General features: G+C 69.1%; 15 protein-coding genes. 4 read left to right on the top strand and 11 right to left on the bottom strand.

Annotated features, from left to right (window positions below; translation table 11 throughout):
• Window positions 1-61: 61 nt before the first annotated feature.
• The 7 genes from QH290_RS32930 to dprE1 form a co-directional block, all read right to left on the bottom strand.
• Window positions 62-3,439 carry an arabinosyltransferase domain-containing protein gene (locus tag QH290_RS32930; protein ID WP_280387189.1) on the bottom strand — a complete coding sequence of 1,126 codons (3,378 nt, stop codon included), beginning with the start codon at window positions 3,437-3,439 and terminating at the stop codon, window positions 62-64.
• A 221-nt stretch (window positions 3,440-3,660) separates the two neighbouring features.
• Entirely contained in the window at window positions 3,661-6,984 is a 3,324-nt protein-coding gene (locus QH290_RS32925; RefSeq protein WP_280387187.1) for an arabinosyltransferase domain-containing protein, read from the bottom strand.
• Window positions 6,985-7,009: 25 nt separating this feature from the next.
• Window positions 7,010-8,839, bottom strand: coding sequence for a DUF6541 family protein (locus QH290_RS32920; RefSeq protein ID WP_425303685.1), 1,830 nt, complete (start codon window positions 8,837-8,839; stop codon window positions 7,010-7,012).
• Window positions 8,840-9,060: 221 nt separating this feature from the next.
• Window positions 9,061-11,112, bottom strand: a complete 2,052-nt coding sequence (locus QH290_RS32915; protein ID WP_280387183.1) for an arabinofuranosyltransferase — start codon at window positions 11,110-11,112, stop codon at window positions 9,061-9,063.
• A gap of 143 nt (window positions 11,113-11,255) precedes the next feature.
• Window positions 11,256-12,143, bottom strand: a complete 888-nt coding sequence (locus QH290_RS32910) for an aldo/keto reductase (RefSeq protein WP_425301758.1) — start codon at window positions 12,141-12,143, stop codon at window positions 11,256-11,258.
• Window positions 12,144-12,235: 92 nt separating this feature from the next.
• Window positions 12,236-12,997 (bottom strand): decaprenylphospho-beta-D-erythro-pentofuranosid-2-ulose 2-reductase, encoded by a 762-nt coding sequence (gene dprE2 / locus QH290_RS32905; RefSeq protein WP_280266575.1) that lies wholly within the window; start codon window positions 12,995-12,997, stop codon window positions 12,236-12,238.
• Window positions 12,994-14,445 (bottom strand): decaprenylphosphoryl-beta-D-ribose oxidase, encoded by a 1,452-nt coding sequence (gene dprE1 / locus QH290_RS32900; protein WP_280266576.1) that lies wholly within the window; start codon window positions 14,443-14,445, stop codon window positions 12,994-12,996. Before dprE1 ends, dprE2 begins: the two co-directional genes overlap by 4 nt.
• Before the next feature lie 29 nt (window positions 14,446-14,474).
• On the opposite strand from dprE1, the gene QH290_RS32895 reads away from it, so the two are divergent.
• On the top strand, window positions 14,475-14,975 hold the full coding sequence (locus QH290_RS32895; RefSeq protein ID WP_280266577.1) for a GtrA family protein: 501 nt from the start codon (window positions 14,475-14,477) through the stop codon (window positions 14,973-14,975).
• On the opposite strand, the gene QH290_RS32890 is transcribed toward QH290_RS32895, so the two are convergent.
• From QH290_RS32890 to QH290_RS32880, 3 genes are all read right to left on the bottom strand, one after another.
• Window positions 14,962-15,573: a pyridoxamine 5'-phosphate oxidase family protein gene (locus tag QH290_RS32890; RefSeq protein WP_280387181.1), complete on the bottom strand. Its 612-nt coding sequence runs from the start codon at window positions 15,571-15,573 to the stop codon at window positions 14,962-14,964. The two genes, QH290_RS32895 and QH290_RS32890, sit on opposite strands and share 14 nt — an antisense overlap.
• Window positions 15,574-15,871: 298 nt before the next feature.
• Window positions 15,872-18,088, bottom strand: coding sequence for a molybdopterin-dependent oxidoreductase (locus QH290_RS32885; RefSeq protein ID WP_280387179.1), 2,217 nt, complete (start codon window positions 18,086-18,088; stop codon window positions 15,872-15,874).
• A 148-nt stretch (window positions 18,089-18,236) separates the two neighbouring features.
• A complete protein-coding gene (locus QH290_RS32880; RefSeq protein ID WP_280261733.1) occupies window positions 18,237-18,719 on the bottom strand; it encodes a hypothetical protein in 483 nt (160 codons plus the stop codon).
• A 299-nt stretch (window positions 18,720-19,018) separates the two neighbouring features.
• Between QH290_RS32880 and QH290_RS32875 the strand changes: the two genes are divergently transcribed.
• Together QH290_RS32875 and QH290_RS32870 are read left to right on the top strand one after the other, a co-directional pair.
• On the top strand, window positions 19,019-19,591 hold the full coding sequence (locus QH290_RS32875; protein ID WP_280387176.1) for a DUF4282 domain-containing protein: 573 nt from the start codon (window positions 19,019-19,021) through the stop codon (window positions 19,589-19,591).
• Window positions 19,592-19,747: 156 nt separating this feature from the next.
• Window positions 19,748-20,626, top strand: a complete 879-nt coding sequence (locus QH290_RS32870; RefSeq protein ID WP_280387174.1) for a helix-turn-helix domain-containing protein — start codon at window positions 19,748-19,750, stop codon at window positions 20,624-20,626.
• 131 nt (window positions 20,627-20,757) lie between these two features.
• Here QH290_RS32870 and QH290_RS32865 read toward each other — a convergent pair whose 3' ends face one another.
• Window positions 20,758-21,171: a MarR family winged helix-turn-helix transcriptional regulator gene (locus QH290_RS32865; protein ID WP_280267498.1), complete on the bottom strand. Its 414-nt coding sequence runs from the start codon at window positions 21,169-21,171 to the stop codon at window positions 20,758-20,760.
• Window positions 21,172-21,257: 86 nt separating this feature from the next.
• On the opposite strand from QH290_RS32865, the gene QH290_RS32860 reads away from it, so the two are divergent.
• A complete protein-coding gene (locus tag QH290_RS32860; protein WP_280267497.1) occupies window positions 21,258-22,727 on the top strand; it encodes an MFS transporter in 1,470 nt (489 codons plus the stop codon).
• Window positions 22,728-22,873: the final 146 nt, after the last annotated feature.

The following is a 22,873-nucleotide window of genomic DNA, read 5'->3' as shown; positions in this document are numbered from 1 at the left end:
CCCCACTTATACCGCCACCGGGCGGCGCGCTCGCGCGCCGCCCGTCCATCCTGCGATCCGCTCAGAACACCCGCAACTGCCCCGGGGACCAGAATCCGGACCGGCTCGCCGTGCCCGTGGTCACCTCGGCCGGGGCCGCCTGGTAATACTGGTCGTAGCGCTCCAGCGAACCCCAGTCCCGTGCCCAGTCGTTCTTCATGTAGGTCGGGATCGTGGTCGACTTGGCCAGCATCTGGGAGAAGCCCAGCGGCCCACCGAATTCCTCGGCCTGCCAAGTATCGGTGGAGCTCACCGCGAGCGGGCGGTCCGGCAGGATGCGGTAGTTCGGGACCTCCGCGACGCCGTCGAGGTGGTCGAACGGCCGCTGGCACGGGAACTGCAGGCCCACCGCCCAGTCCAGTAGCACCGGCTGCTCGGTGCCGATGACGCTGTTCAGCGACTGCAGTTTCGGCACGCGCGGCGGGGTGAACGCCAGCCACTGGTCGCCGATCAGGATCGGGTCGTTGGCGACGATGCGCACCGTATCGGCCTCGGGCGAGATCTCGTCCAGCGGCACCCGCAGGTTGCGCCAGGTCGGGAACGGACCGATATCGCGCGGCAGGTAGCTGCCGAGCTTGGTGACCGAGCCGTCGGGCTGCTTCTTGCCGTAGTCGACGGTCAGCGACTGGCCGTAGTCGACGTTGCCGGTGTCGTCGACCGACAGGATGCGGCCCGCGGCCGAAATCACCACCAGCGGTGAATCTTCCGACCGCGGCGGCAGCTGGTACCAGCTGGAGGTCAGGTTCGCGGGCTGCTGCACATTCTCCTGGTAGCTGCCCATCACCGGCGTGGTCGCGGGGTCGAGCCCGAACGGCAGCGCGACGGTGCTGCCGTTGACGCCGGTCTGCTGGGTGCGCCCGCCGCCGGTGCCCGCGTTCTGGCCCTCGGCGAACGCCGCGCCCACCGACTGCGTGGAGGTGTTGCCGGTGCCCGGCTTGACCTCGACCGAGTCGGCCTTCAGATCGGTGGGAACGCCGTTGGGGGAGAAGCCGACCGGATTGCCGCCGGCGAGCGGATCGTCGTTCTTCGGCGGATGCGCCGGATCGATGATCGGAGTCAGGTTGCCGCTGTTGACATCCTGCTCCACCAGCACGTCGTTGGCGAGGCCGCACGAATTACCGCCCACCGCATCGAAATTCGAGCGCGCCAGCGAGTACGCGGGGTACTGCCATACCGCGCCCTTCACCAGCGAGAACACCTCGAACAGCACCATCAGTGCCGCGACCACGGTGAGCGGGATGGCGGCGAAACGGCGAATTCGCCTGCCGCGCGCGGTCTTCGCGCTCGCGGGCGGTTTCGCATAGCCCTCGCGCAGCGACTGCCAGGCCACCAGCGCCAGCGCCAGGCCGAACAGCACCAGCATGATGGTGTTGGACTGGATGCCCTTCAGCGACACCGTCTTGTCGAACCACGGCACCCCGAAGCTCGACACGTACCAGTAGCCGTTGATGCCCGAGAACGACAGCGCCAGCGCGAACAGCAGGGCGGCCAGGAAGATCGACCGGTTCTTGCGCGAGCGCAGCGCGGTCGCCGACACCGCGACCGCGGTCACCGCTGCCAGCGAACCGGCGATCCCGGCGTAGGCGCCGAAGTGGTGGGTCCACTTCGTCGGGTTGAACATCATGAAGAAGATGGTTCCGAACACCACGCCCATCAGCCGCCACGTCGGACCGCTGGCGATGCCCGGCACCTTCACCCGGCGCAGCAGCACCATCATCGTGGTGAACAGGCACAGCAGCATCACCAGGAACGCGAACCGGCGCGCCAACGAGCCGTCCACGGTCTCGACGAACAGGTAGTAGTAGCGCAGATAGTCCTCGTACCAGGCCAGATTCGGGCCCGCGAGGCGGCGCACCCGGTTGGCCTCCTGGATCGCGGCGAAGGTCTGGTCGCTGTAGACGACGGTGAGCACGAGGAAGCCCGCGGCCGCGATCGGCGCCAGCAGCGGCAGCGTCGAACCCCACCACGTCGACTTCCAGCCCGATTCCCCGGCGGCCAGGTCGCGGCGGCGGCGCACCGCGATCCGCACCAGCGGCCGGATACCGGCGAGCAGCGCGGCCACACACATCAGCCCGGTCGGCGCGGCCGCCAGCGTGAACGCGGCGACCAGGACCGCGACCGCGGCGGGCAGCAGCCGGGACGTGGCGATGGCCCGCTCGATCGACACCCAGGTCAGCAGCGCGCCCAGCGCGACGATCGGCTCGGACCGCAGGCCGTTGTCGTAGGGCAGCCAGAACGCGAGGAAGACCAGGCCGCCGGTCCACAGCGCCACCCGCGAGGTGCGCACGCCGCGGCCCAGCCGGGGGACCACCTCGCGGCTGATCACCATCCAGCACAGAATTCCGCACAGCAGCGCCGGAATCCGCACCCAGGCGCTGGCGGTGGACACCTGCGCGAACGCCTGGATCACGTAGTAGTACCAGCCGAACGGCGCCTCCGGCACGCCGTACCAGCGGAAGTAGTTGGCCAGATAGCCCGCGTGCGGGGCGACCCGCACCATGCTGAGGATGTAGCCGTCGTCGGAGGTGTTGGCGCCGACGAAATGCCACACCAGCAGCGTGCCCACGACGGCGCCGTCGGCCCAGGTCGGCTTCAGCCAGTGCGCCGGGAAGATCCGGCGGTGGCCGCGGCCGTCGCCGGTGTCGAGGCGGCCGAGCGCGGCCAGCGCGATCAGGGTGCACAGCACCGCCGCGATCATCGCGACCAGCTTGATCACGGTGGGGGTGGTGGAGAAGCGCGAGTCGACCGTCATATGGAACGACAGGCCCTCCGGTGCGCCGCCCTTCAGATCGGTGAACACGCCGACCACCTGCGGGCGCAGGTCGCCCTCGAGCGTGCCCTCGATCGGCGCGGTGACGGTCTCGGTGGCGCCCGGCGCGCCGCCCTCGACCGGCTGCTCCACCTCCCTGGTCGCGCCCTGGAACGCCGCATGGGTGCGGTTGTGGTCGGAGGAGATGACGATCGACGAACAGCCCGCCAGCTGGGATCGCTCCGCCGACGCCACCACCGCGTTGCGGTCCACCACATCGACCGAGGTGTCCGACACCCGGACGAACATCGCCTCCAGCGACGCCCGATCACCCTGCGGCGGCGCGGTGGCCAGCAGCATGCCGCCCTGCGGCGGCAGCCCGTCGACCAGCGAGCACGGAATGGTCGCGTTCAGATCCACGGGGACCTGCGACATCAGCGGCGCCTGCACACTGCCGAGGGTCCCGCCCTGCGGCCAGTTCACCTCGGAGGTGGTCTGGGTGACGGGCAGGAACGGGGTGGCTATCGCGAACAGCGCACCGAGCAACCCCGCGACCAGCGCGATCAGCCGGGCGTTGCGGAAGTCACGGGGCGTCGCGTCGGGCGCGGAGGCCTCCGGTTTCGTCAAGACAGCAGTTGCGGCGTCGGGCACGGTTGGTGATGTTATCTGCCCGCGCTGTGAGTGACTGTGTTCACTCGGATCCTGCTGTTCACATCCACAGTGCGAGCGCTCGGCCGGAGGTTGATTCGTCACGATCCGGGTCCGGACGGGCCGGTTCCCGGCGGCCCGCCGCCACCGTGGGGCGGGTGCGCGACACGCCGGGATGACCGCCTTCGGATGTCGGCGTGGCGGTCATCCCGGGCCGGGCCGGATCAGCTCGTCTTGATCGGAGCGTCTTTGGCCCAGCCCCAGCGGTTTTCGACGGTGACGCCGACGGTCGCGGGCGTGGCCGAGGGCACGTACGGTGTGTACCGCTCCAGCGAGCCCCAGTCCCGGCTCCAGTCGTGATCGAGGTAGGCGGGGACGGTCTGGGCCTCGAGCAGTAGCCCGGTCCAGCCGAGCGGGCCGCCGCCGATGTTGTCCTCCCAGGCGTTGGAGGCGTCGGCGCCGACCCGGTCGGGCAGGATGCGCCACTTGGGCACCTCCGCGACCCCGTCCTTGTGATCGAAGGGCCGCTGGCAGGGGAAGGCGAGACCGACGTGCCAGTCCTCCAGGACCGGATCCTGGTGGCCCACCACCGAATCCAGGGTGTCGAGCTTCGGCAGGCGCGGCGGGGTCACCGCCAGCCACTGCCGCGGGGTGAGGTCGTTGGCGACCGCGACGATGCGAACCGCGTTGGTGCCGTCCGGGATTCGATCCAGCGGCACCCGCATGTTGCGCCACGACGGTGCGCCGCCGACGTCGAGCGGCTGGAACTCGCCCAGCGGCTGTTCGGAGCCGTCGTCGGACCGGTGCGCGAATTCGACGCGCAGGTCCTGGCCGTAGGTGACCACGCCGTCGGCGTTGACCGACTTGATCCGCCCGGCGGCGCTGATGGCCAGCAGCCGGTAGGCCGGATTCTTGCGGGCGTCGGCCAGGTTGAGCCGGTACCACTGCGAGGTGAGGTGGGCCTGCTGCTTGTCGCCGGTGGTGTAGCTGCCCATGACCGGGGTGCGGGCGGGGTCCAGGCCGAAGGGCAGCTTCACGGTGCTGCCGTTGATGCCCGCCTGCTCCGTGCTGCCGCCGCCCGTGCCGGATCGGGTCGTATTCGTCGTCTTGTTCTCGGACTTGGTGTCGACCGAATTGGCGCCGCCGGTGACGGTTTCCTCCGCGTCGGCGGTCAGGTCGCTGGCCACGCCGTCGGGGGTGAAGCCGACGTTCTCCGCGGCCAATCCGTCGGCGGCCGAGCCGGTGTAGGGCTGCAGCAGCGAGTCCGCGGTATCGGTCTCCACCAGCACGTCGTCGGCCATCGCGCACGTATCACCGCCCAGGGCACGCAGATTCGACTTCGTGACCGAGTACGCCGGGTACTGCGCGACCGCCGCCTTGCCCAGCGACGCCACCTCGAACAGCACCATGGCCGCCGCCGCGATCGTCAGCGGTTGAATCGCGAACTTGTCGAAACGCCTGCGGCCGTTGCCGTTTCCGTTCTCACCGCGACGGTACGGCTCCCGGTAGTACTGCCAGGCGGCCAGCAGCAGGCTCAGCACCGCCAGGCCCAGGAACCCCGTCGAGAAGCCCTTGCCCGCCAGCAGCGGCGCCTTGTCCCACCACGGGATCCCGTAGCTGGACACGTACCACCAGCCGTTGGATCCGGTGAAAGTCACCGCGAGCAGGAAGAACAAGGCCGCGGCGAACAGCGACCGGTTGTAGGGTGCGCGAATCCCGTTGATGCCCACCGCGACCGCGGTGAGCGCGGCCAGCGAGCCCGCCAGCCCCGCGTAGACGCCGAAGTGATGGGTCCACTTGGTCGGGGTGAACATCATCAGCAGCAGCGACATGAACACGATGCCGAGAATGCGCGCCGAGGGGCCGCGCGAGGTGCCCGGGATCCGGCCGTTCTTGCGCAGCATCACCAGCACGCAGACGCCCAGGCACAGCAGCATGCCGAGGATGCCGAAGCGCCGCGCCAGCGAGCCGTCGGGCGAGAGCATCAGCAGCGAATCCCAGCGGGTGCGCTCGTCGAACCAGGCCACGTTCGGCCCGATGATCGTGCGAACCCGGGTGGCCTCCATGACCGTGGCCAGCGTCTGATCCGCGAAGACCACCACCAGCACCAGCACCCCGGCGGCCGCACCGGGCGCCAGCAACGCCCCATACCGCAGAATCGCCGACCAGGCCCCTTTCCCGGCCTGCTGGCCCTCGATACCTTTTCCGGCATGCTTTTGGCCGGAATCCAATTCTCCCCGTGCGCGTTTGATGATGACCTGTAGCACCGGCCGGGATCCGGCGATCAGCGCGGCGATGCAGATCAGGCCCGTCGGCCCGGCCGCCAGCGAGAACGCCGCGATGAGCACGGCGATCGCGGCGGGCAGCAGGCGGCCCGTGGCGATGGCCCGCTCGATCGAGCACCACGTGAGCAGGGCGCCCAGCGCGATCAGCGGCTCCGGCCGCAGGCCGTTGTCGTAGGGCAGCCAGGCGGCCAGGAACACCAGCCCCGCCGTCCAGATCGCGACGTTGTCGCGGCGCACCCGGGCGCCCAAGCGCGGCAACACCTCCCGGCTGATCACCAGCCAGCACACGATCCCGGCCGCCAGCGCGGGCAGCCGCATCCACCACCCGGCGTCGGTCACCCGCGTCATCCACGCCAGCACCTCGTACGGCCAGCCGAACGGCGCCTCGGCCACCCCGAACCAGCGGTAGTAGTTGGCCATATAGCCCGACTCTCGCGATGCCCGGGCCATATTCAGGATGTAGCCGTCGTCGGAGGTGTTGGCGCCGATGATGTGCCACAGCAGCAGGGTCCCGAGCACGACCGCGTCGGCGATGCCGAACCGCCACCAGTGCCCCGGCAGGAACCGGCGCGGCCGCCGCCCGTCCGCGGTGTCGATCAGGTGCAGGCAGACCAGCGCGACGAGGGTCAGCACGACCGCGGCGATGATGGCGGCCAGCTTCAGCGGGCCGGGGCTGGAGGAGAAGCGCGAGTCGATATTCGCGTGCAGGTGCGCGCCGCCCAGCTGCGCGCGCTCGAGATCGGTGAAGACGCCGACGACCTGCGGCCGGATATCGCCCTGCACGGCATTGCGGAAGGGGCTGCCGTCGGCGCGCGTGACCCCGGTGAGCTCGGCGCTGGTGACGGCGGCGGTCGAGTCGACGGTCAGTGCGGTGCAGCCGCCGACCTCGGCCAGCGGTGCCGACAGCAGCGGGATGTCGTGCAGCAGGATCGACAGCGTGCGCTCGCCGCCGGGTTCGCCGGTGACCTTGGCCATCAACCCTTTCGCACTGGCGTCCGGCGCCGTGGCCGGAACCGTCGACACCACCGTGCCGTTCGGCAGATCACGGAACGCCGCGCAGGGGATGGTCAGGTTCAGATCCAGCGGCGAGTACGACACCAGCGGCGCATCCACATTCACCGACTGCGGCTGCGGCCAGTCCAGCGTCGCCCGGTCCTCCCGCACCGGCAGCAACGGCGAGATCGCCGCGAACAACACGGCGAGCACACCCGACACGAGGGCGATCAGGCGAACCGGGGAAACCGCTGGGGAGTCTGCGCGCACGATGCACGATGCTAGCCACTCCGGCTCAGCGCAGGCCGCGCACGTCCCAGACCCAGACGCCGTCGACGTACTTGCCGGGGAAGCCGAGCAATTGGTCGAGGGTGGCGTGGAGGGCGCCGCCGTTGACCGACGGCGGGAGGACGACGACGTCGGCCCTCCAGTAGTTCAGGTCGGCGAGGGCGCGGTCGCGGGCGGCGTCGTCGATCTGCGGGATCCGGTCGTCCTGCTGGGCCCGCATGAGCAGCGTGGCGGTCGGCCGGTCGTCGGCGCCGTACTGGCCCTTCTTCTCCCCGTTCGGGCCGACGAAATACCCTCCGGCGAGGGGGAATGCGAGGTCCGCGTCGATCTGCCAGCGCAGCGGCCGCGCGTCCAGGCGATACGGCGGCGGCGCGATGACGACCGACCCGCCGCTGACGTACTGCCGCACGGTGCCGTTGGTGAAGAACGCCGGGGTGGGGGTGCGGTGGGTGACCGGCAGGATCGTCGGCACCAGCGGAGCGAGCGCCACCGCCAGCACGCCGAACCAGATCAGCGGCCGCGGGTCACCGAGCGACTGCCGTCCGTAGGCGATCGCGCGTTCGGTGCCCAGGGCCAGGACGATCGCGATGGCCGGGATGGCGGCCATCGAGAATCGCGTCTCCAGGACGGTATTGAGCAGCGGCACCTGCTCGAGCCACTTCCAGGGCAGGCTCACGCCCGTGACGTGCCTGCCGAACGATGCCGTCACACCCAGCGACAGCACGACGAAGACGACGATCACCGCCGCGGCCGCCCGCACCACGCGGTGGTGGTTGTGGCGCCAGAGCAGCACCACGGTCACCGCCACCAGGGCCAGCAGCGGCCAGCCGAAGTAGGAGTTGTCCTCGGTCGGGTTGATCCCCACGTTCTGCCCGGGCGCGTAGACACCGCCCAGGGACTCGGCCGGGAACTGCACCAGCGCCTTGAGGTCGTTACCCGTCGGACCGTGGTCGATGGACTTGTAGCTCTGCGGGCCGAAGAACTGCCACCACAGCGGAACCGCGGTGAGCGCGAGCGTGAGCAGGGCGCCCAGCACGACCGTCGGCGCGACGGTCCGGGTCACCCGCCAGCCCAGGCGCGGGGCGTGCAGGTAGTAGACGACGGCGAACAGCCCGAAGGCGAGCGCGAAGATCAGCAGCGGCTCCTCGCCGAGCGCGATCTGCAGCGCCACCAGCACGCCCAGCACCGCGGCCTCGCGTGCTCGCCGGGCCGGGGTCGGGGCGGGACCGGTCGCGGCGCGGCGGGCCATGCGGATCATCAGGAGCGCGATCACCGGCAGCAGCGCGAGCAGCACGAAGTTCGGGTGAGCGTTCGCGTGCGAGATCATCGCCGGGGCGAAGCCGCAGAACATGCCGCCGGTGAACGCGGCGAACCGCGAGCTGACCAGCTCCCGGGAGAACAGCCAGTACCAGGCGAAAGCGGTGGCGGCCAGGCCCGCGGTGAGCACCAGCACGTAGGTGGTGGTGGGCCCGAACAGCAGCGTGACCGGGGTCAGCGGGACGCCGACACCGAACATGGCGGTGTTGGCCATCATGTTCACCCCGGCGGGGAAGTTCTGCAGGGTGGTCCCGAGCGGGCTCTCCAGGTGCGCCACCGAATGCGCGGTCACCGCGAAGAACCATTCCCACATGGACTGGTCCTGACCGCTCTTGATCAGGTAGCCGTTCTCCGTGTCGCGCCACTGCCCGGACAGCACGATGACGGCGCAGGCGGTGTAGATCTCGCAGGACGGCAAGTCAAAAAAAAATGCCCACAGTCTCGCGCGCTGTGCGGTGGGGGGGGTGTGCGCGGGGGTGGCGACGGGGGGCGCCCCACCGGCGCGCGCCGGTGGGGCCAGGACTGCTGTTGCGGCTCCCCCCGATCGCGTTGTTCCGGTGCGATCCGACTCCCCGCCCGATACCACAGGCAAAACTCCTCTTGCTGGACGAACTCAGCGGCCCACGCTACCGGTGCACCCTGAGAGCGCGCTGGTCGACCGAGCAGTTATCCACAGAAAATGACGTACTCCACAGTTTTATCCACAGCTCGAGCGGTCTGTACACAGCGCGTTGGCGTCCGTCAACGCCGCACGACGACGGTGAAGGGCCCGATATCGGTCAACCGGAAGTGCGGATCCTCGAACAGGGTCTTGGGGAACGACACCGTGTACCGGCGCACATTGGGATCGTTCGGGTAGACGTCCTCGGCCAGCCGCAGCGTGTAGCTGTCGCCGCTGCGGCGGAAGACGAAGGCGTCCGGCGCCCGCCACGGGCTGTGCGCGAGCGCGTCCAGCAGCTCGGCCGGGGTCTGCCGTTCGCTCCAGCGCTTGATCTCGGCCGAGCGCCCGGCGAAATCGGCCAGCGGGTTCGCGTAGTGCGAGGTGAGAGCCTGGAAACCGTAGTACGGGTAGTAGGCCAGGAAGCTGGTGTCGGCGGTCAGCACCACGGATGCGTCGCGCGGCCGCCCGGTCTGGGCGGTGAGGGTCTCGTCGATCTTGCGGTAGTGCGAGACCGCCGAGGGGCTGCGCTTGTCGGCGCGCTCGCCGTTGCCGTCGGTGTCGGTGTAGGCGGTGGTGATCTCGGTGTTCAGGATGCTGGGGATGGTCTGGGCGAAGGCCAGCGCGCCGAGCGCCGCGACGGCCGCCGTCACGACGCGGAACCGCGGCGGCTCGTTGATCGCCTGATAGATCGCCCGCGCGCCCTCCACGAACCCGAACACCCCGGCCGCGGCGAGCAGCACCTGCAGGATCGGCTCCAGCCGGAACGCCAGCCCGGTGGTACCGGCCGCGGTGACCGCCATCGACGCCAGCGACCACAGGTAGATCGCCACCACCGCGATCCCCAGCGCCTGCGCCCGCCGCGAACTCCCGGCCCGCAGCACCAGCCAGACGGTGCCGATCAGGCACAGCGCGCCGAGCAGCGGCTCGGCGAAGTCGAACATCGGGAACGACAGCCGCGCCCCGGACTCGGGGAGATAGTGCAGTGCCGTGCCGCCGGACTTGGGCAGCGACGAGGTGAGTGCCTTCAGCAGCCACGGTCCCCAGACGATCAGCGCCAACGCCCCGGCGATCATGCCCATGACGATCAACCGGGCGAGAATCGGCCACAGCAGCCCGAGTGCGCTCGGTCCGCTGGCGGCAGCACGCGGCCGATGCACCGCATCGGCCCGCCGCTGCCACAGCTGGGCTCCCCAGGAGACCACGGCCATCAGCACCACCACGAACGCCGCCACACCCGCGAACAGGGAGTAGAACATCGCGGACAGGCCCAGGAACATGCCCGTCCCGATCACCGCGCCCCAGCCTCCCGCTGTCCGTACGCCGGTCGCCGCGGCGTCACGACGGCCGGATGTCCCACCCGATCCACCGCTCGTTGCCGGTGCCGTCTCGGCCTCACCGGCGCTGGTCCGCGCGCCCGCATCGCCCGATTCCACGGGCCTGTAGAGGGCGCCCCATGCCAGCAGCATCGCCGGTGCGAACAAGACCACCAGCACCGCGCTGTAAGCCTCCGGAGACGCGAAGGCCACCGTGACGGCCGTGGTCGCCGCCGCTGCCGCGATCGCCCAGTCGGTGCGAATCAGCTTGGACCACAACACGAGTGCCAGCGCCGCGGCCACCGCCAGCGAGGCGATCGCGTAGGGCTTGAACGTCTCCCACCCGGGCATCCCGAGCAGATTCCCCACTCGGCCACCGATCCAGAACCAGCCCGCCGGATAGAAAGGCGGCAGGTCGGCGTAGGTCATATCGTGCAGCGCCGCGCTGTCGGTCAGCCGCGTGAGGTATTCGGTCCGGAACTCCTGGTCGACGGAGACGCCGAACAGGTACAGCTCGGTCGCCCCGAGCGGCATCCCCAGGGTCACCGTCACGAAGCTCGAAATCCCCGCCCAGGACAGCGCTTTCGCCAGCCACGGCCAGCGCCGCATCCGGACGAGCACGACCGCCGCGATCAGCACGACCACCGACGCGACCTGTCCGACGGTGGTCAGTGCCCGGGTCACATTGGAGGAATTGAACGCGGGCCACTGCACCGTTGCGAACGCCACGAGCCCTACGGCGGCCACCGCGGCCGCGACCACCGCCGCGAGCACCGCCTCGCCAAGACCGCCGCCAACCTGCCGGACAAGTACTCGCACGCTGCCTCCGGATTCCTCTGTCGCCTGCACTGGACGCGAGCCGAGCGACAGCCTAGTCAGCCATGTGCGAGCGGGCGCGTCGGCGACGGCACGCGGGGAAGCGCGAGCATGGGGTCCGCAGTCCGGTCAGTGGGCGTCAGCGATCAGGAACCGGTGAACCGAGACGTGAGCCTCTGGTACTGCTCGTCGGTCAGTCGAAGATCGGCGGCATGCACGTTCTGTACGAGGTGGGCAAGGCTGGCGGTGCCCGGGATCGGCAGCATCACCGGAGAACGGCGCAAGATCCATGCCAACGCAATGTGCGCCGCGGGGCGTTCGGCAAGGCCGTCGATATCGGTGAAGGATCCGAGCGAGGCCAGGTCGCCGCTGCCCAGCGGCCCCCACGGTATGAAGGTGATGGCTTCCTGCTCGCAATAGGTCAGCACTTGCTCCCAGTCGCGGAATCCGAGACTGTATCGGTTCTGCACCGAGACGATGTCGACGATCGCCCGGGCCGCGATGATCTGGTCGACATCCACTTCGGACAGGCCGATGTGCCGAATCTTGCCTTCCTGCTGCAGTTCTCGGAGCGTTTCGAGGGTGTCGGCCAATGGCACCAGCGGGTCGATGCGATGGAGCTGGTAGAGGTCGATGCGATCGAGTCCAAGTCTGCGCAGGCTGGTTTCGACCCCTTGGCGGATGAACCCCGGTCGGCCGACGGCCTCCCACCGATCCGGGCCCGGGCGTATACCGCCCCCTTTGGTCGCGATGACGATCCCGTCATACGGGTAGAGCGCTTCGCGGATCAGTTCCTCGTTGGTGAAGGGCCCGTAGGCCTCGGCGGTGTCGATGAAGTCGACGCCGAGTTCCGCCGCGCGCCGGAGCACGGCGACAGCTGCCTCGCGGTCGGGCGGATCACCCCAGGTGCCCGGCCCGGTGAGCCGGATAGCGCCATAGCCGAGTCGGTGCACGGTCAGCTCACCCAGGCCGACAGTCCCCGCACGATGAGCCGGTGGCCGACCGAGCGTCGGAGCGGTATTTCGAACGTTCATGTCACTCATGCCGACATCTTCGTTATTGAAGCCGACTTCAACGCAAGGCCTATCGGGAGGCGCAGGGCCCGGTACCGGACGAGTTACCTCGTCTAGATGGGGAGTTGGCGGAACATCGCCCGGGGGACGTGGCGGAGGATCATCATGACCCAGCGGAAGGTGCCGGGCGCCCAGACGATCTCCTTGCCCTTCTCCGACGCCGAGACCGCAAGGGCCGCAACGTCTTCCTTGTTGACGGTGAGCGGGGCCTCGTCCACGTGCGCGGAGAACTTGGTGCGCACCTGACCGGGGCGGACCACCGTCACGCGCGGGCCGAAGGGCCGCAGTGCCTCGCCCAGGCCCAGGTAGAAGCCGTCCAGGCCCGCCTTGGTGGAGCCGTAGACGAAGTTGGCGCGCTTGACCCGCTCACCGGCCACCGACGACATGACGACGATCCGGCCGTAGCCCTGCGCCTTCATCTTCTCGCCGACCAGCACGCCGACCGAGACCGATGCGGTGTAGTTGACCTCGGCGACGCGCACGGCCTTCTGCTGGTTCTGCCACAGCTCCTCGGCGTCGTCGTCGAGGGCGAAGGCCACGATCGCGACGTCGATATCGCCGTCGGCCCAGGCCTGCTCGACGACCTTCGGGTGGCTTTCGGTGTCGAGCGCGTCGAAGTCGACGACCTCGACCTTCGAGGCACCGGCGGCCTCCAGCTGCGCCACCGAATCCGCGCGCAGCGGATCGTTCGGCAGGGCCGCGAGCACGATCCGGGCCGGGCCCTTCTTCAGATATTCCGTGCAGATCGCCAGGCCGATCTCGGAGGTGCCCCCCAGCAGCAGAATGTTCTGCGGGTTACCTACGGCATTGATCACTGCAGCTCCAGCCTTCTCGCCATATCGGACATGAAAACGCCTGTGGGATCGACATTTCGGCGGATCTTGATCCACTCGTCGATCCGGGGATACATCTTGTGGAAGGTCTCCGCGGTGGTGCGCGAGTCCTTCGCCGTGTAGAGGCGGCCGCCGAATTCGACCACCCGGCGGTCCAATTCGGTGACCAGCTCGTTGAGACCCGGCCTGATCGGGAAGTCCACGCAGATGTTCCAGCCCGGCATCGGGAAGCTCAACGGAGCCTGGTTACCCGGGCCGAACAGCTTGAACACATTGAGTGCCGAATAGTGACCCGACGCCTGGATATCGATGATGATCTTCTTGAATTCCTCGACCGCCTCGGTCGGCACCACGAACTGGTACTGCAGGAATCCGGCGGGACCGTAGCCACGGTTCCACTCCGAGATCATGTCGAGCGGGTGATAGAACTGCGTCAGGTTCTGGACCTTGCCCGTGTAGTTGCCGCCCATCGCGTAGTAGGCCTCGCCGATGGCCTGCAGGGTCAGCTTGTTCATCGTCCAGCTCGGGAAGATGTCGGGCACCGTCATCAGTTGCGGCGCATCGAATTTGAGCGGCTTCTTGCGCAGCCGCTTCGGCAGTTCGTCGACCGTCGCCAGCCGGCCGCGCGTGATGGTGGCGCGGCCGAGCTTGGGCGGCGGGCTGATGACGTCGAACCACGCGCTCGAGTAGACGTAGTTCGCCTCGCTGCCGTCGCTGTGCGCGGCGATCGTCTCGTCCAGGGTCGGCGTCTTGACGCCGTCGTTGATGAAGTACGCCGTCTCGGTCGGCGTCATCTCGATCTGCGCGCGCAGGATGATGCCGGTCAGCCCGTTGCCACCCACGGTGGCCCAGAACAGCTTCGCGTTGCGCTTGGGCGAGATGTGCTGGACCTGGCCGTCGGCGGTGAGCAGATCCAGCGAGCGCACATGGTTGCCGAAGCTGCCCTCGCTGTGGTGGTTCTTGCCGTGGATGTCGGAGGCGATCGCGCCGCCGATGGTCACCTGGCGGGTGCCGGGTAGCACCGGCACCCACAGCCCGAACGGCAACGCGGCCTTCATCAATTGATCCAGGCTGACGCCGCCGTCGACATCGACGATGCGGGTGTCGCGGTCGATGCGATGGATCTTGTTCAGCGCGGTCATGTCGATGACCAGGCCGCCCGCGTTCTGGGCGTGGTCGCCGTAGGAACGGCCCAGGCCGCGCGCGATCACTCCGCGGCGCAGGTGCTTGGGCTTGGATTCGTTGTCCTCCGCGACCATGGCCACGGCCTGTGCGATCAGCTCGGGATCGCCGGTCGAGAGCACTTCGGCCGAGGTGGGCGCGGTGCGACCCCATCCGGTCAGGCGGCGGGTGCGGGTGGGCAGGTCGTAGCCGTCGCCCGCAGTTTTCGCAGGACCCGCGGCGGTGGAGGTCTGAGCTTTCGTGGACATCGGCATAGAGGCTACAGGTATGACCGGACATGGGCGGGGTCTCGGGCGACCCCCTACCCGCTACGCTCGTGCGCGTGAGTGCGGAACCCCACCTTCCACTGCCGCCCGAGCTGCCCCTGGTCGATGAGCCGGGCGGTACGGACGTCGGCCTGAAGACGCAGATCGTCCGCTTCGCGCTGTCCGGCGGCTTCTCCGCGATCATCGACTTCGGCCTGTACTCCCTGCTGCTGCAGGTGGTGGGCCTGCCGGTGGCGGTGTCGAAGTCGATCAGCTTCATCGCCGGTACCACGACGGCCTATCTGATCAACCGCCGGTGGACCTTCCAGGCGGCGCCGAGCCGGGCTCGTTTCCTGGCGGTGGTGGTGCTGTACGCGCTCACCTTCGCCGTGCAGGTCGGCATCAATCAGGTGCTCTATCACGTGCTGCCCGACGAGTGGTGGCGGATCTGGCTGGCGTTCATCGTCGCGCAGGGCACCGCGACCGTGATCAACTTCATTGTCCAGCGGGCGGTGATCTTCAAGATCGGGTGAGCTGCTGGGCCTTGGCGCCGAAGTAATCGCCACCCTTGGCGATCGGGTTGTCGGTGCCCCACCGGCGTTCCTCGCGGGCGGCGGGCACCAGGTGCGGAATGTGCTTGCGGCAGTGGATATAGGCCTCCTCGATATCCACCACGACCCAGCGTTCGGGCGCCCGGCCGCGGTCGACCGCGGGCACGCCCGGGGCCCAGCGGCGCAGCGCGACGTCGTCGACGATGTGGGCGGATCCGTTGATGTGCAGGCCGATGAGGTCGCGCACGAAGTCGATCAGCAGGATCCCGATGTGCGGGTTCTCCAGCAGGTTGCCGAGGCTGGCAAGCACGCCGTTGCCGCGCAGCTCCGGATACGCGAGGGTGCGCTCGTCGATGACGTGCAGGAAGCCGGGTGTGCCCGCGCGGAAGCTGGCGTCGCATTCGCCGTGCCGGTCGGAGGTGGCGATGAACGCCATATCCATCCGGCGGACGAAGTCGATCATCGGGGCGTTGAGCCTGTCGAGGACCTGCTCGCGGGCGAAGCGCTGCGCCCGATCCCGAGTGCCGTACCGCTCCTGGAGTTCCCGCTCGCCATCGCTACCGCATCGCGCATCGGGCATATCCCGCCCCTTCGGGTTGCTGGAGTCCGCACGAACCAGGGTTCGGCGCTGAACCCTGGCTATGGCGAAATCGTATCGACCGGAACGGTATTGAGTTCGGCAAACGCGAAAACTTGCTGGTGAAAAGGGCTTTCCGTGCATATCGGCCAGCCGTCGGCATCCGTGTTCCGGGCCGAGGATCCGCTCCGATGTCCGGCGCCGCGAGGTGCGACGTGCATTAGCTGCGACAATGCTGGCTTTCCGGGTCGGCTCCCGTGCCTCTGCTTTGCCCCGGCCGGTATGTCTGCCGTCGCCGCCGTCAGGCCGGGCTCAGCGTCACCGGTACCCCGTTGAACACCGCGTTCCCGGATGGCGCATCCACCAGCGAATCATCGGTCAGCGCATTGGCATTCACGCCCGCGTGCTCGCGCGCGACCGATTGGGTGCTGTCGGCGTGGCCCCAGCCGTGCGGCAGGCTCACCACACCCGGCATGATCTCCTCGGTCGGCTCCACCGGCACCGTGAGCATGCCCGCCGCGGACTTCACGACGGCCCGGCTCGCGAGGCCCAGGCGCGCCACATCCTCCGGGTGGATGTGCAGCGTGCAGGTGTTGGACCCGCCGACCAGCGTCGCCACGTTGTGCATCCAGCTGTTGTTGGAGCGCAGCTGCCGCCGCCCGATCAGCACCATGCCCGGCGCGGGATCGGCGAGCCGGGCCCGCAATCGGGCGACGTCGCCGAGCAGCTCCGGCGGGGCCAGCTCGACCTGCCGCGACGCCGTGCGCAGCACGCCGGGCAGCCGGGGCCGCAGCGGCCCGAGGTCGATGCCGTGCGGATTGTCCAGCAGCACTTGCAGATTCAACCCGTCGGGGGCGATGCCGCCGGGAACCTCCTCCGCCTCCGGATTCCATTCGCCGTACGGCCCGAGGCGCAGCATCATATCGATGCGCTGCTCGGTGCTGTCGGCGCCGAACAGGTCGCCGCGGCGCTCCAGCAGGCCGTAGCGATGCAGGGTGCCCGCGATGATCAGTTCGTCCACCGACTCCAGCGGGTCGCGCCCGGGCTCGAGCTGCTGCCCGCCCGCTGCGAGGGCCAGCCGCGCCACGATCTCCGCCTCGGAGGGCCGCCCGTCCAGCGGCCGCAGCGGCCGCGAGTAGCGGGCGTAGTTGTGGACCGCGAAGTTCAGCAGGGCGAAATCGTAGTGCGAGGACTGCAGCGTGCGCGGCGGCGGCAGGATGACATCGGCATGGCGCGTGGTCTCGTTCAGGTAGCGGTCCACGCTCACCATGAACTCCAGCTCCGCCAGGGCCGCGCCGAGCCGCACGCCGCTGGGCGCCGACAGCACCGGATTACCGGCCACCGTCACCAGCGCCCGGACCTGCCCCTCGCCGGGCGTGCGGATCTCGTCGGCGAGCGTGGCGATGGGGAATTCGCCCATGGCCTCGGGCAATTCGCGCACCCGGCTGGTCCAGCGGCCGAGGCGGAACGGGCGGCTGCGGACGATGCCGAGGGCGGCGGCGGTGGCGAACATGGCACCGCCCGGGCGATCCAGATTGCCGGTGAGCACGTTGATCACGTCCACCAGCCACTGCGTCAGCGTGCCGAATTCCGCGGTGCAGGTGCCGATGCGGGCGTATACCGCGGCCGTCGGCGCCGCCGCCAGCTCCCGCGCGATCCGCACGACGGTCCCGGCCGGGATGCCGGTGCGCTCGGCGACCGCGTCGGGCGGGAAATCCATTGCGGCCGTGCGTACCTCGTCGAGACCGTTCGCATCGACCCCGGGCGCGACCAGGTCCTCGGCGAACAGCGTGTGGACGATGCCGAACAGCAGATAGGCATCGCTGCCGGGCCGGACGAACAGATGCTCGTCGGCGAGCTTCGCGGTGCGGGTGCGCCGGGGGTCGACGACCACGAACCGCCCGCCGCGCTTGCGCAGCGCCTCGAGCCGCCCCGGATAACCCGGTGCGGTGCACAGCGATCCGTTCGATTCCAGCGGGTTGGCACCGAGCATCAGCAGGTAGTCGGTGCGGTCGAGATCCGGCACCGGGACCGTCAGCGGGTCGCCGAACATCAGTCCGCTGGCGACCTGTTTGGGCATCTGGTCCGCCGTGCTGGCGGAGTAGAGGTTGCGGGTGCTCAACGCGCGGATCAGCGGCGGCATGTACAGGGCACCGGCGACGGTGTGCGCGTTGGGATTTCCCAGATACAGCGCCGCGGCCTGGCGGCCGTGCTCGGCGACCAGCGCCGGTAGCCGCTCGGCGACCAGGTCGAACGCCTCCTCCCAGGACGCCGTGCGCCAGGTGTCGGTGGCGCGGTCGCGGATCATCGGCTCGGTCAGCAGGTCCGGATCCTCGTCGAGGTGGCCGAGGCTGGCCCCCTTCGGGCAGAGGAACCCGCGGCTGAACGGGTCCTCGCGGTCGCCGCGGACGCCGACCACGCGGTCGTCGGCATCGAGGGTGATCTCGAGCCCGCACACCGCCTCGCAGAGCGGGCAGGTGCGGAGCAGGGTGCGGGTGTCGTCCGTGACGCGCGTCATAGCACCATCATCACCCGCGGCACCGACATGCGCGATGACGCACGACGTAAAACCGCGCCCGGTGGGTTGTTTCACCGAGGCGCGGTTCTGCGGTCTTTGGTTCGATTGTGCGGCCGGGCACGCAGGCCAGCGGCCGACGCTATCTGCTTCAGCTGGCGATGCGGGCGAGCTGTGTCTTACGGCCCGATCGGGCCGAGCGCACCGCGGCCGCGATCGCGACCACCGGCGGGATCCAGCGGGCCTCACCGGGTGCGACGCCCCAGCAGGCCGATCCGGCCGAGAGCTGGGTCGGCGGCAGCGGGATGCCCGCGCCGTCGGTGTACACGGTGGCGCCGGCCGCGCGCAGCGCCTCGAGCGCCATGGCGGCCTTGCGGACGCCGGTGACCAGGTGGATCTCGCGACGCTCGGCGCCCGGGATCTCGATCACCGGACCGGACAGGTTGTTCGCCCGCAGGAAACGGCGCACCTTGCCGGCGAGCTCGCCGGTGACCTCGATGCCCGAAACGTCCTCGTCGGTGATGAGGCAGATGCCGTTGGCCGTTTCGGCGACCGTCCAGCCGCGCTGGATGTAGTCCTGCGCGGTAGCGGCCAGTGCTGCCGCCGAGACGGAAGTCGGAAACGTCGTGCGCACTGTCTTCTCCATTCCCCGGGTAGATCTAGGTCCTGCGTTGGTGTTCATGGGACGTATCGGGCCACGTGGGACAGCTCGTTACACGTTTGCGAAACTTTCTTGCCCACCGTCGAATTCATCACAAGATCACCTTTTGATTCCGTGTTGCTATGACTTTCGCCGAGCCGGACGTCACATCCGTCCGAGCTCAACCGTCGTATCGCCACCTGTGTATCGAATACGTTGGGGCTGAAAATTTCCCAACAGAACTCTTGTGGTCCACCGTTGCCCGCGGCCGCCCCGCGGGAGAGGATCGGCGCATGACTGACGAGCCTGTCGGGCCGGTGGGTCCCGGGGCGGACGACTACGAGGCCGAACCGCGCTTCATCGCCTGGAAGGAGTCCACGAGCAGGCGATTGTCGCGCCACATCGGCGAGGGCCCGCACGACGAGGAGCCCGCCGAGCCGTTCCGCAGCCCGGGTGCGTTCGGCGCCTGGAGCCTGGCCGCCCTGCGCGGCCTGGCCGACGTGCAGTTCCGCCACCCCGCGACGCGCACGCTGCTGCCGCTGGCGTACATCCTCGGTCTCGTCTTCGCCGCCCTGGTGCCGATCCTGTTGACCGTTGCGGCGTGGCACATTTCGATGCTCTTGGGGCTGGTGTTCGCGGTGGTGCTGGCGGTGCCACTGGGACTGACGATCGCGGCGGCGGTCCGGCTGGCGCTGGAGTTCCTGGTGAATGCCTCGCGGCTGGCCAACCGGGTCGAGCACATCAACGATCTGGCGGACGACCTGTTCCAGGCGCTGTCGGATGTGGCCGAACCGGTCAACCAACTCTCCGAAGACGTTCGGGCCGTGCAGTTCTGGCGGTTTCGCAAGCGCCCGTCGCGCCGGTAGCACGCCTTGTGAATCTGTCGGTATCCGGGGATCGTTCGGTTGTGGAACAATCCGATTCGGTGTCCGATTTCGACCCGGGCACCGCGTGAGGTTCATGCCGTTCGGTGGGCTGTGATGGGCGAGTACGATCGGCGCACGGGACGGAGGGGGAGCAATATGGCTTTACCGCACGGGATCACCGGTTCGACGATGCCGCGGCGGCAGTTGGGGCGGCAGCTGCGCGACCTGCGCAATCGTGCGCGCATGACCACGCGGGTGGCGGCGCAGCGGCTGGAATGGTCGGAGGCCAAGATCTGGCGCATCGAGACGGGGCAGACCTCGCTGCGCGGCCTGGACGTCGAGGCGATGTGCAAGATCTACGGCGCCCCGGCCGAACTCGTCGAACCGCTGACGGCGCTGGCGCGCGAGACCAAGGCGCGCGGCTGGTGGGCCGAGTACAACGATGTGATCGCCGAGGGATTCGAGGTGTACCTCGGCCTCGAGGAGGCCGCCGACCGGCTGTCGACCTATGAGAACGAACTGGTCCCCGGCCTGCTGCAGACCGAGGACTACACCCGCGCGGTGCTGGCCGCCGCGCGGCCGGGCATGGCCGCGGCGGAACTGGAGCGCCGCGTGGCACTGCGGGCGGCGCGGCAGAGCGTGCTCACCCGCGCCGATGCGCCGGTGCGGCTGGAGGCCGTCGTCACCGAGTCGCTGCTGCGGCACCGGATCGGCGGCCCCGAGGTGCACGCCGCACAGCTCGATCATCTGCGCCGCGTGAGCGAGCTGCCCAACGTCGAGATCCGCGTCGTGCCCACCGAATGCGACTACCACGACGGCATGGATTCGGGCCGATTCGTCCTCCTCGAATTCCGCCACGCCGCGGGCGATCTCCCCGAACCACCGGTCGCCTACGTCGAAACCTTCACCGGCTCATCCTATTTCGACAAAAAACACGAAATAGACCGCTACCGCTCAGCCTTCGCCAGCGTCAAGGCGGTATCGGTGGCGGCCGGAGCCGCCATCGACCAGGCCCGCGCAGCGCGAGACGCCTAGCCCCATCCCGGCGCGCCGGTGCGAAGCGCCTAGATATGTTCCCGGCGTGCCGGTGCGAAGCACCTAGATATGTTCCCGGCGTGCCAGTGCGAAGCACCCAACATATATTCCCGGCGTGCTTTTGGCCGGGATCAGCGCAGGGTCTGGGAGAGTACGTCGCGGTGGGTGGGGGCGGCGGCGGCGTGCACGGCGCGGCCCTTGTCGGTGAGGCAGACGAAGATCGCGCGGCGGTCGTCGGTGCACATGCTGCGGCTGACCAGGCCGTCGCGCTCGAGGCGGGCCACGGCCCGCGACAGCGCGCTCTGGCTCAGGTAGATGTCGCCGGCGAGATCGCTCATGCGGTAGGTCTCGCATCGCGCGTCGACGAGCCGGTCCAGGGTTTCGAACTCGCTGAGCCCGATCTGGTGCTGGGCCTGTAGCTCCTTCTCCAGCGCACAGGACACGTTCGCGTGCTGATTCAGCAGGTCGCGCCACTTGTTCACCAGTCCGGCCGGTACTGCCTGATCCAGCGGGGCCCGGTCGACGGACGCTGTCGACTTGGACATGCCGTCATCTTAGTGGTCCGAGTCCAACCATGCAACCGCATCTAATGTTTGGACAACTAATGCGCGTGCATGTACTGTCTCGTCCCATGACTTCCACGGCAACACCCTCGGCCGCCGTCCCCGCGGCCGCTACCACCACCCGGTGGACCCCACGGATGTGGGGCATGCTGATCACGCTGTGCATCGTGCTGTTCCTCGACGGGCTCGACGTCTCGATGATCGGCGTCGCCCTGCCGTCCATCGGCACCGAACTCGGCCTCGAGACCTCGACCCTGCAGTGGCTGGTCAGCGGCTACGTGCTCGGCTACGGCGGCCTGCTGCTGCTGGGCGGGCGCACCGCGGATCTGCTCGGGCGGCGCAAGGTCTTCCTGATCGCGCTGGCGGTCTTCGCGCTCGCCTCGCTGGCGGGCGGCCTGGCCAGCACCGCTGCCGTGCTGATCCTGACTCGCTTCATCAAGGGCCTGGCCGCGGCGTTCACCGCGCCCACCGGCCTGTCGATCATCACCACCAACTTCGCCGAGGGCCCGGCCCGCAACAAGGCGCTGTCCATCTACACCGTGTTCGGCGCGGGCGGCTATTCGATGGGCCTGCTGTTCGGCGGCCTGATGACCGGACTCGGCTGGCGCTGGACGTTCTTCCTGCCCGTGCCGATCGCCGTGGCCGCGCTGATCGCCGCCTTCGTGCTGCTGCCGCGGGACAAGCCCGCCAAGGAGGGCGGGCACGACCTGCTGGGCGCGCTGTTCTCGACCGCCGCCATGCTGCTGCTGGTCTACACCGTCGTCACCGCTCCGGAGGTCGGCTGGGCGTCGGCCCGCACCCTGGGCTCGTTCGCCGCGGTCGCGGCGCTGTTCGCGGCCTTCGTCGCGGTGGAGAAGCGAGTCGCGCACCCGCTGATCCGGCTAGGCATCCTGCGCAAGGTGACGCTGGTGCGGGCCAGCCTGGTCATCGTCGCCCTGGCGGGGTCCTACTTCAGCTGGCAGTTCATCGTGACCCTGTTCCTGCAGGACACCCTGGGCTGGTCGCCGCTGAAGCTGGCGATGGCGCTGCTGCCGGTGGGCCTGCTGGTCGCGCTGTCGTCGGTTTTCTCGGACAAGATCGTCGACCGGTTCGGCACCGGCCCGATCATCGCGTTCACCATGATCGTGATGAGCATCGGCTACCTGCTGTTCCTGCGGCTGGACACCTCGCCGTCCTACGTCGCGGTGATCCTGCCGGCGGTGCTGCTGATCGGTATCGGCTGGATCGGCTTCCCGGCCATCAACATCCAGGCCACCAACGGCATCCACGACGACGAGCAGGGGCTGGCGGCCGGCGTGCTGCAGACCGCGATGCAGGTCGGCGCGGCGATCGTGCTGGCGGTCAACACCGCGATCATCTCCTCGCACGCACCCGCCGACACCACACCGGGCGCGATGCTCGACCTCTACCGGCCCGGCCTGATCTTCGCCGGCGTGGTCTGCATCGTCGGTGCGCTGGTGGCCCTGACCCACTTCCTGCCCAGGCGCTCGGCCACCCCGGTCGCCGAGGACGAGCGGGAACTGGAACTGGCCGCCTGATCACACCCGGCGGGGGAGTCTGAAAACCGCCGGGGGGCGAAAATATTTGACCACCCCGGGGTTGTAATTGGGGGGACCAGACGCCCCCCGCCCCCCGCGGCGTTGGGGGGCGGGGTTAATTAAGATGCGTTGGCGCGCGGGCGCCC

Source organism: Nocardia wallacei (assembly GCF_029869545.1).
Lineage (GTDB): Bacteria > Actinomycetota > Actinomycetes > Mycobacteriales > Mycobacteriaceae > Nocardia > Nocardia wallacei_A.
This window is presented reverse-complemented; position numbering and strand designations above follow the sequence as displayed.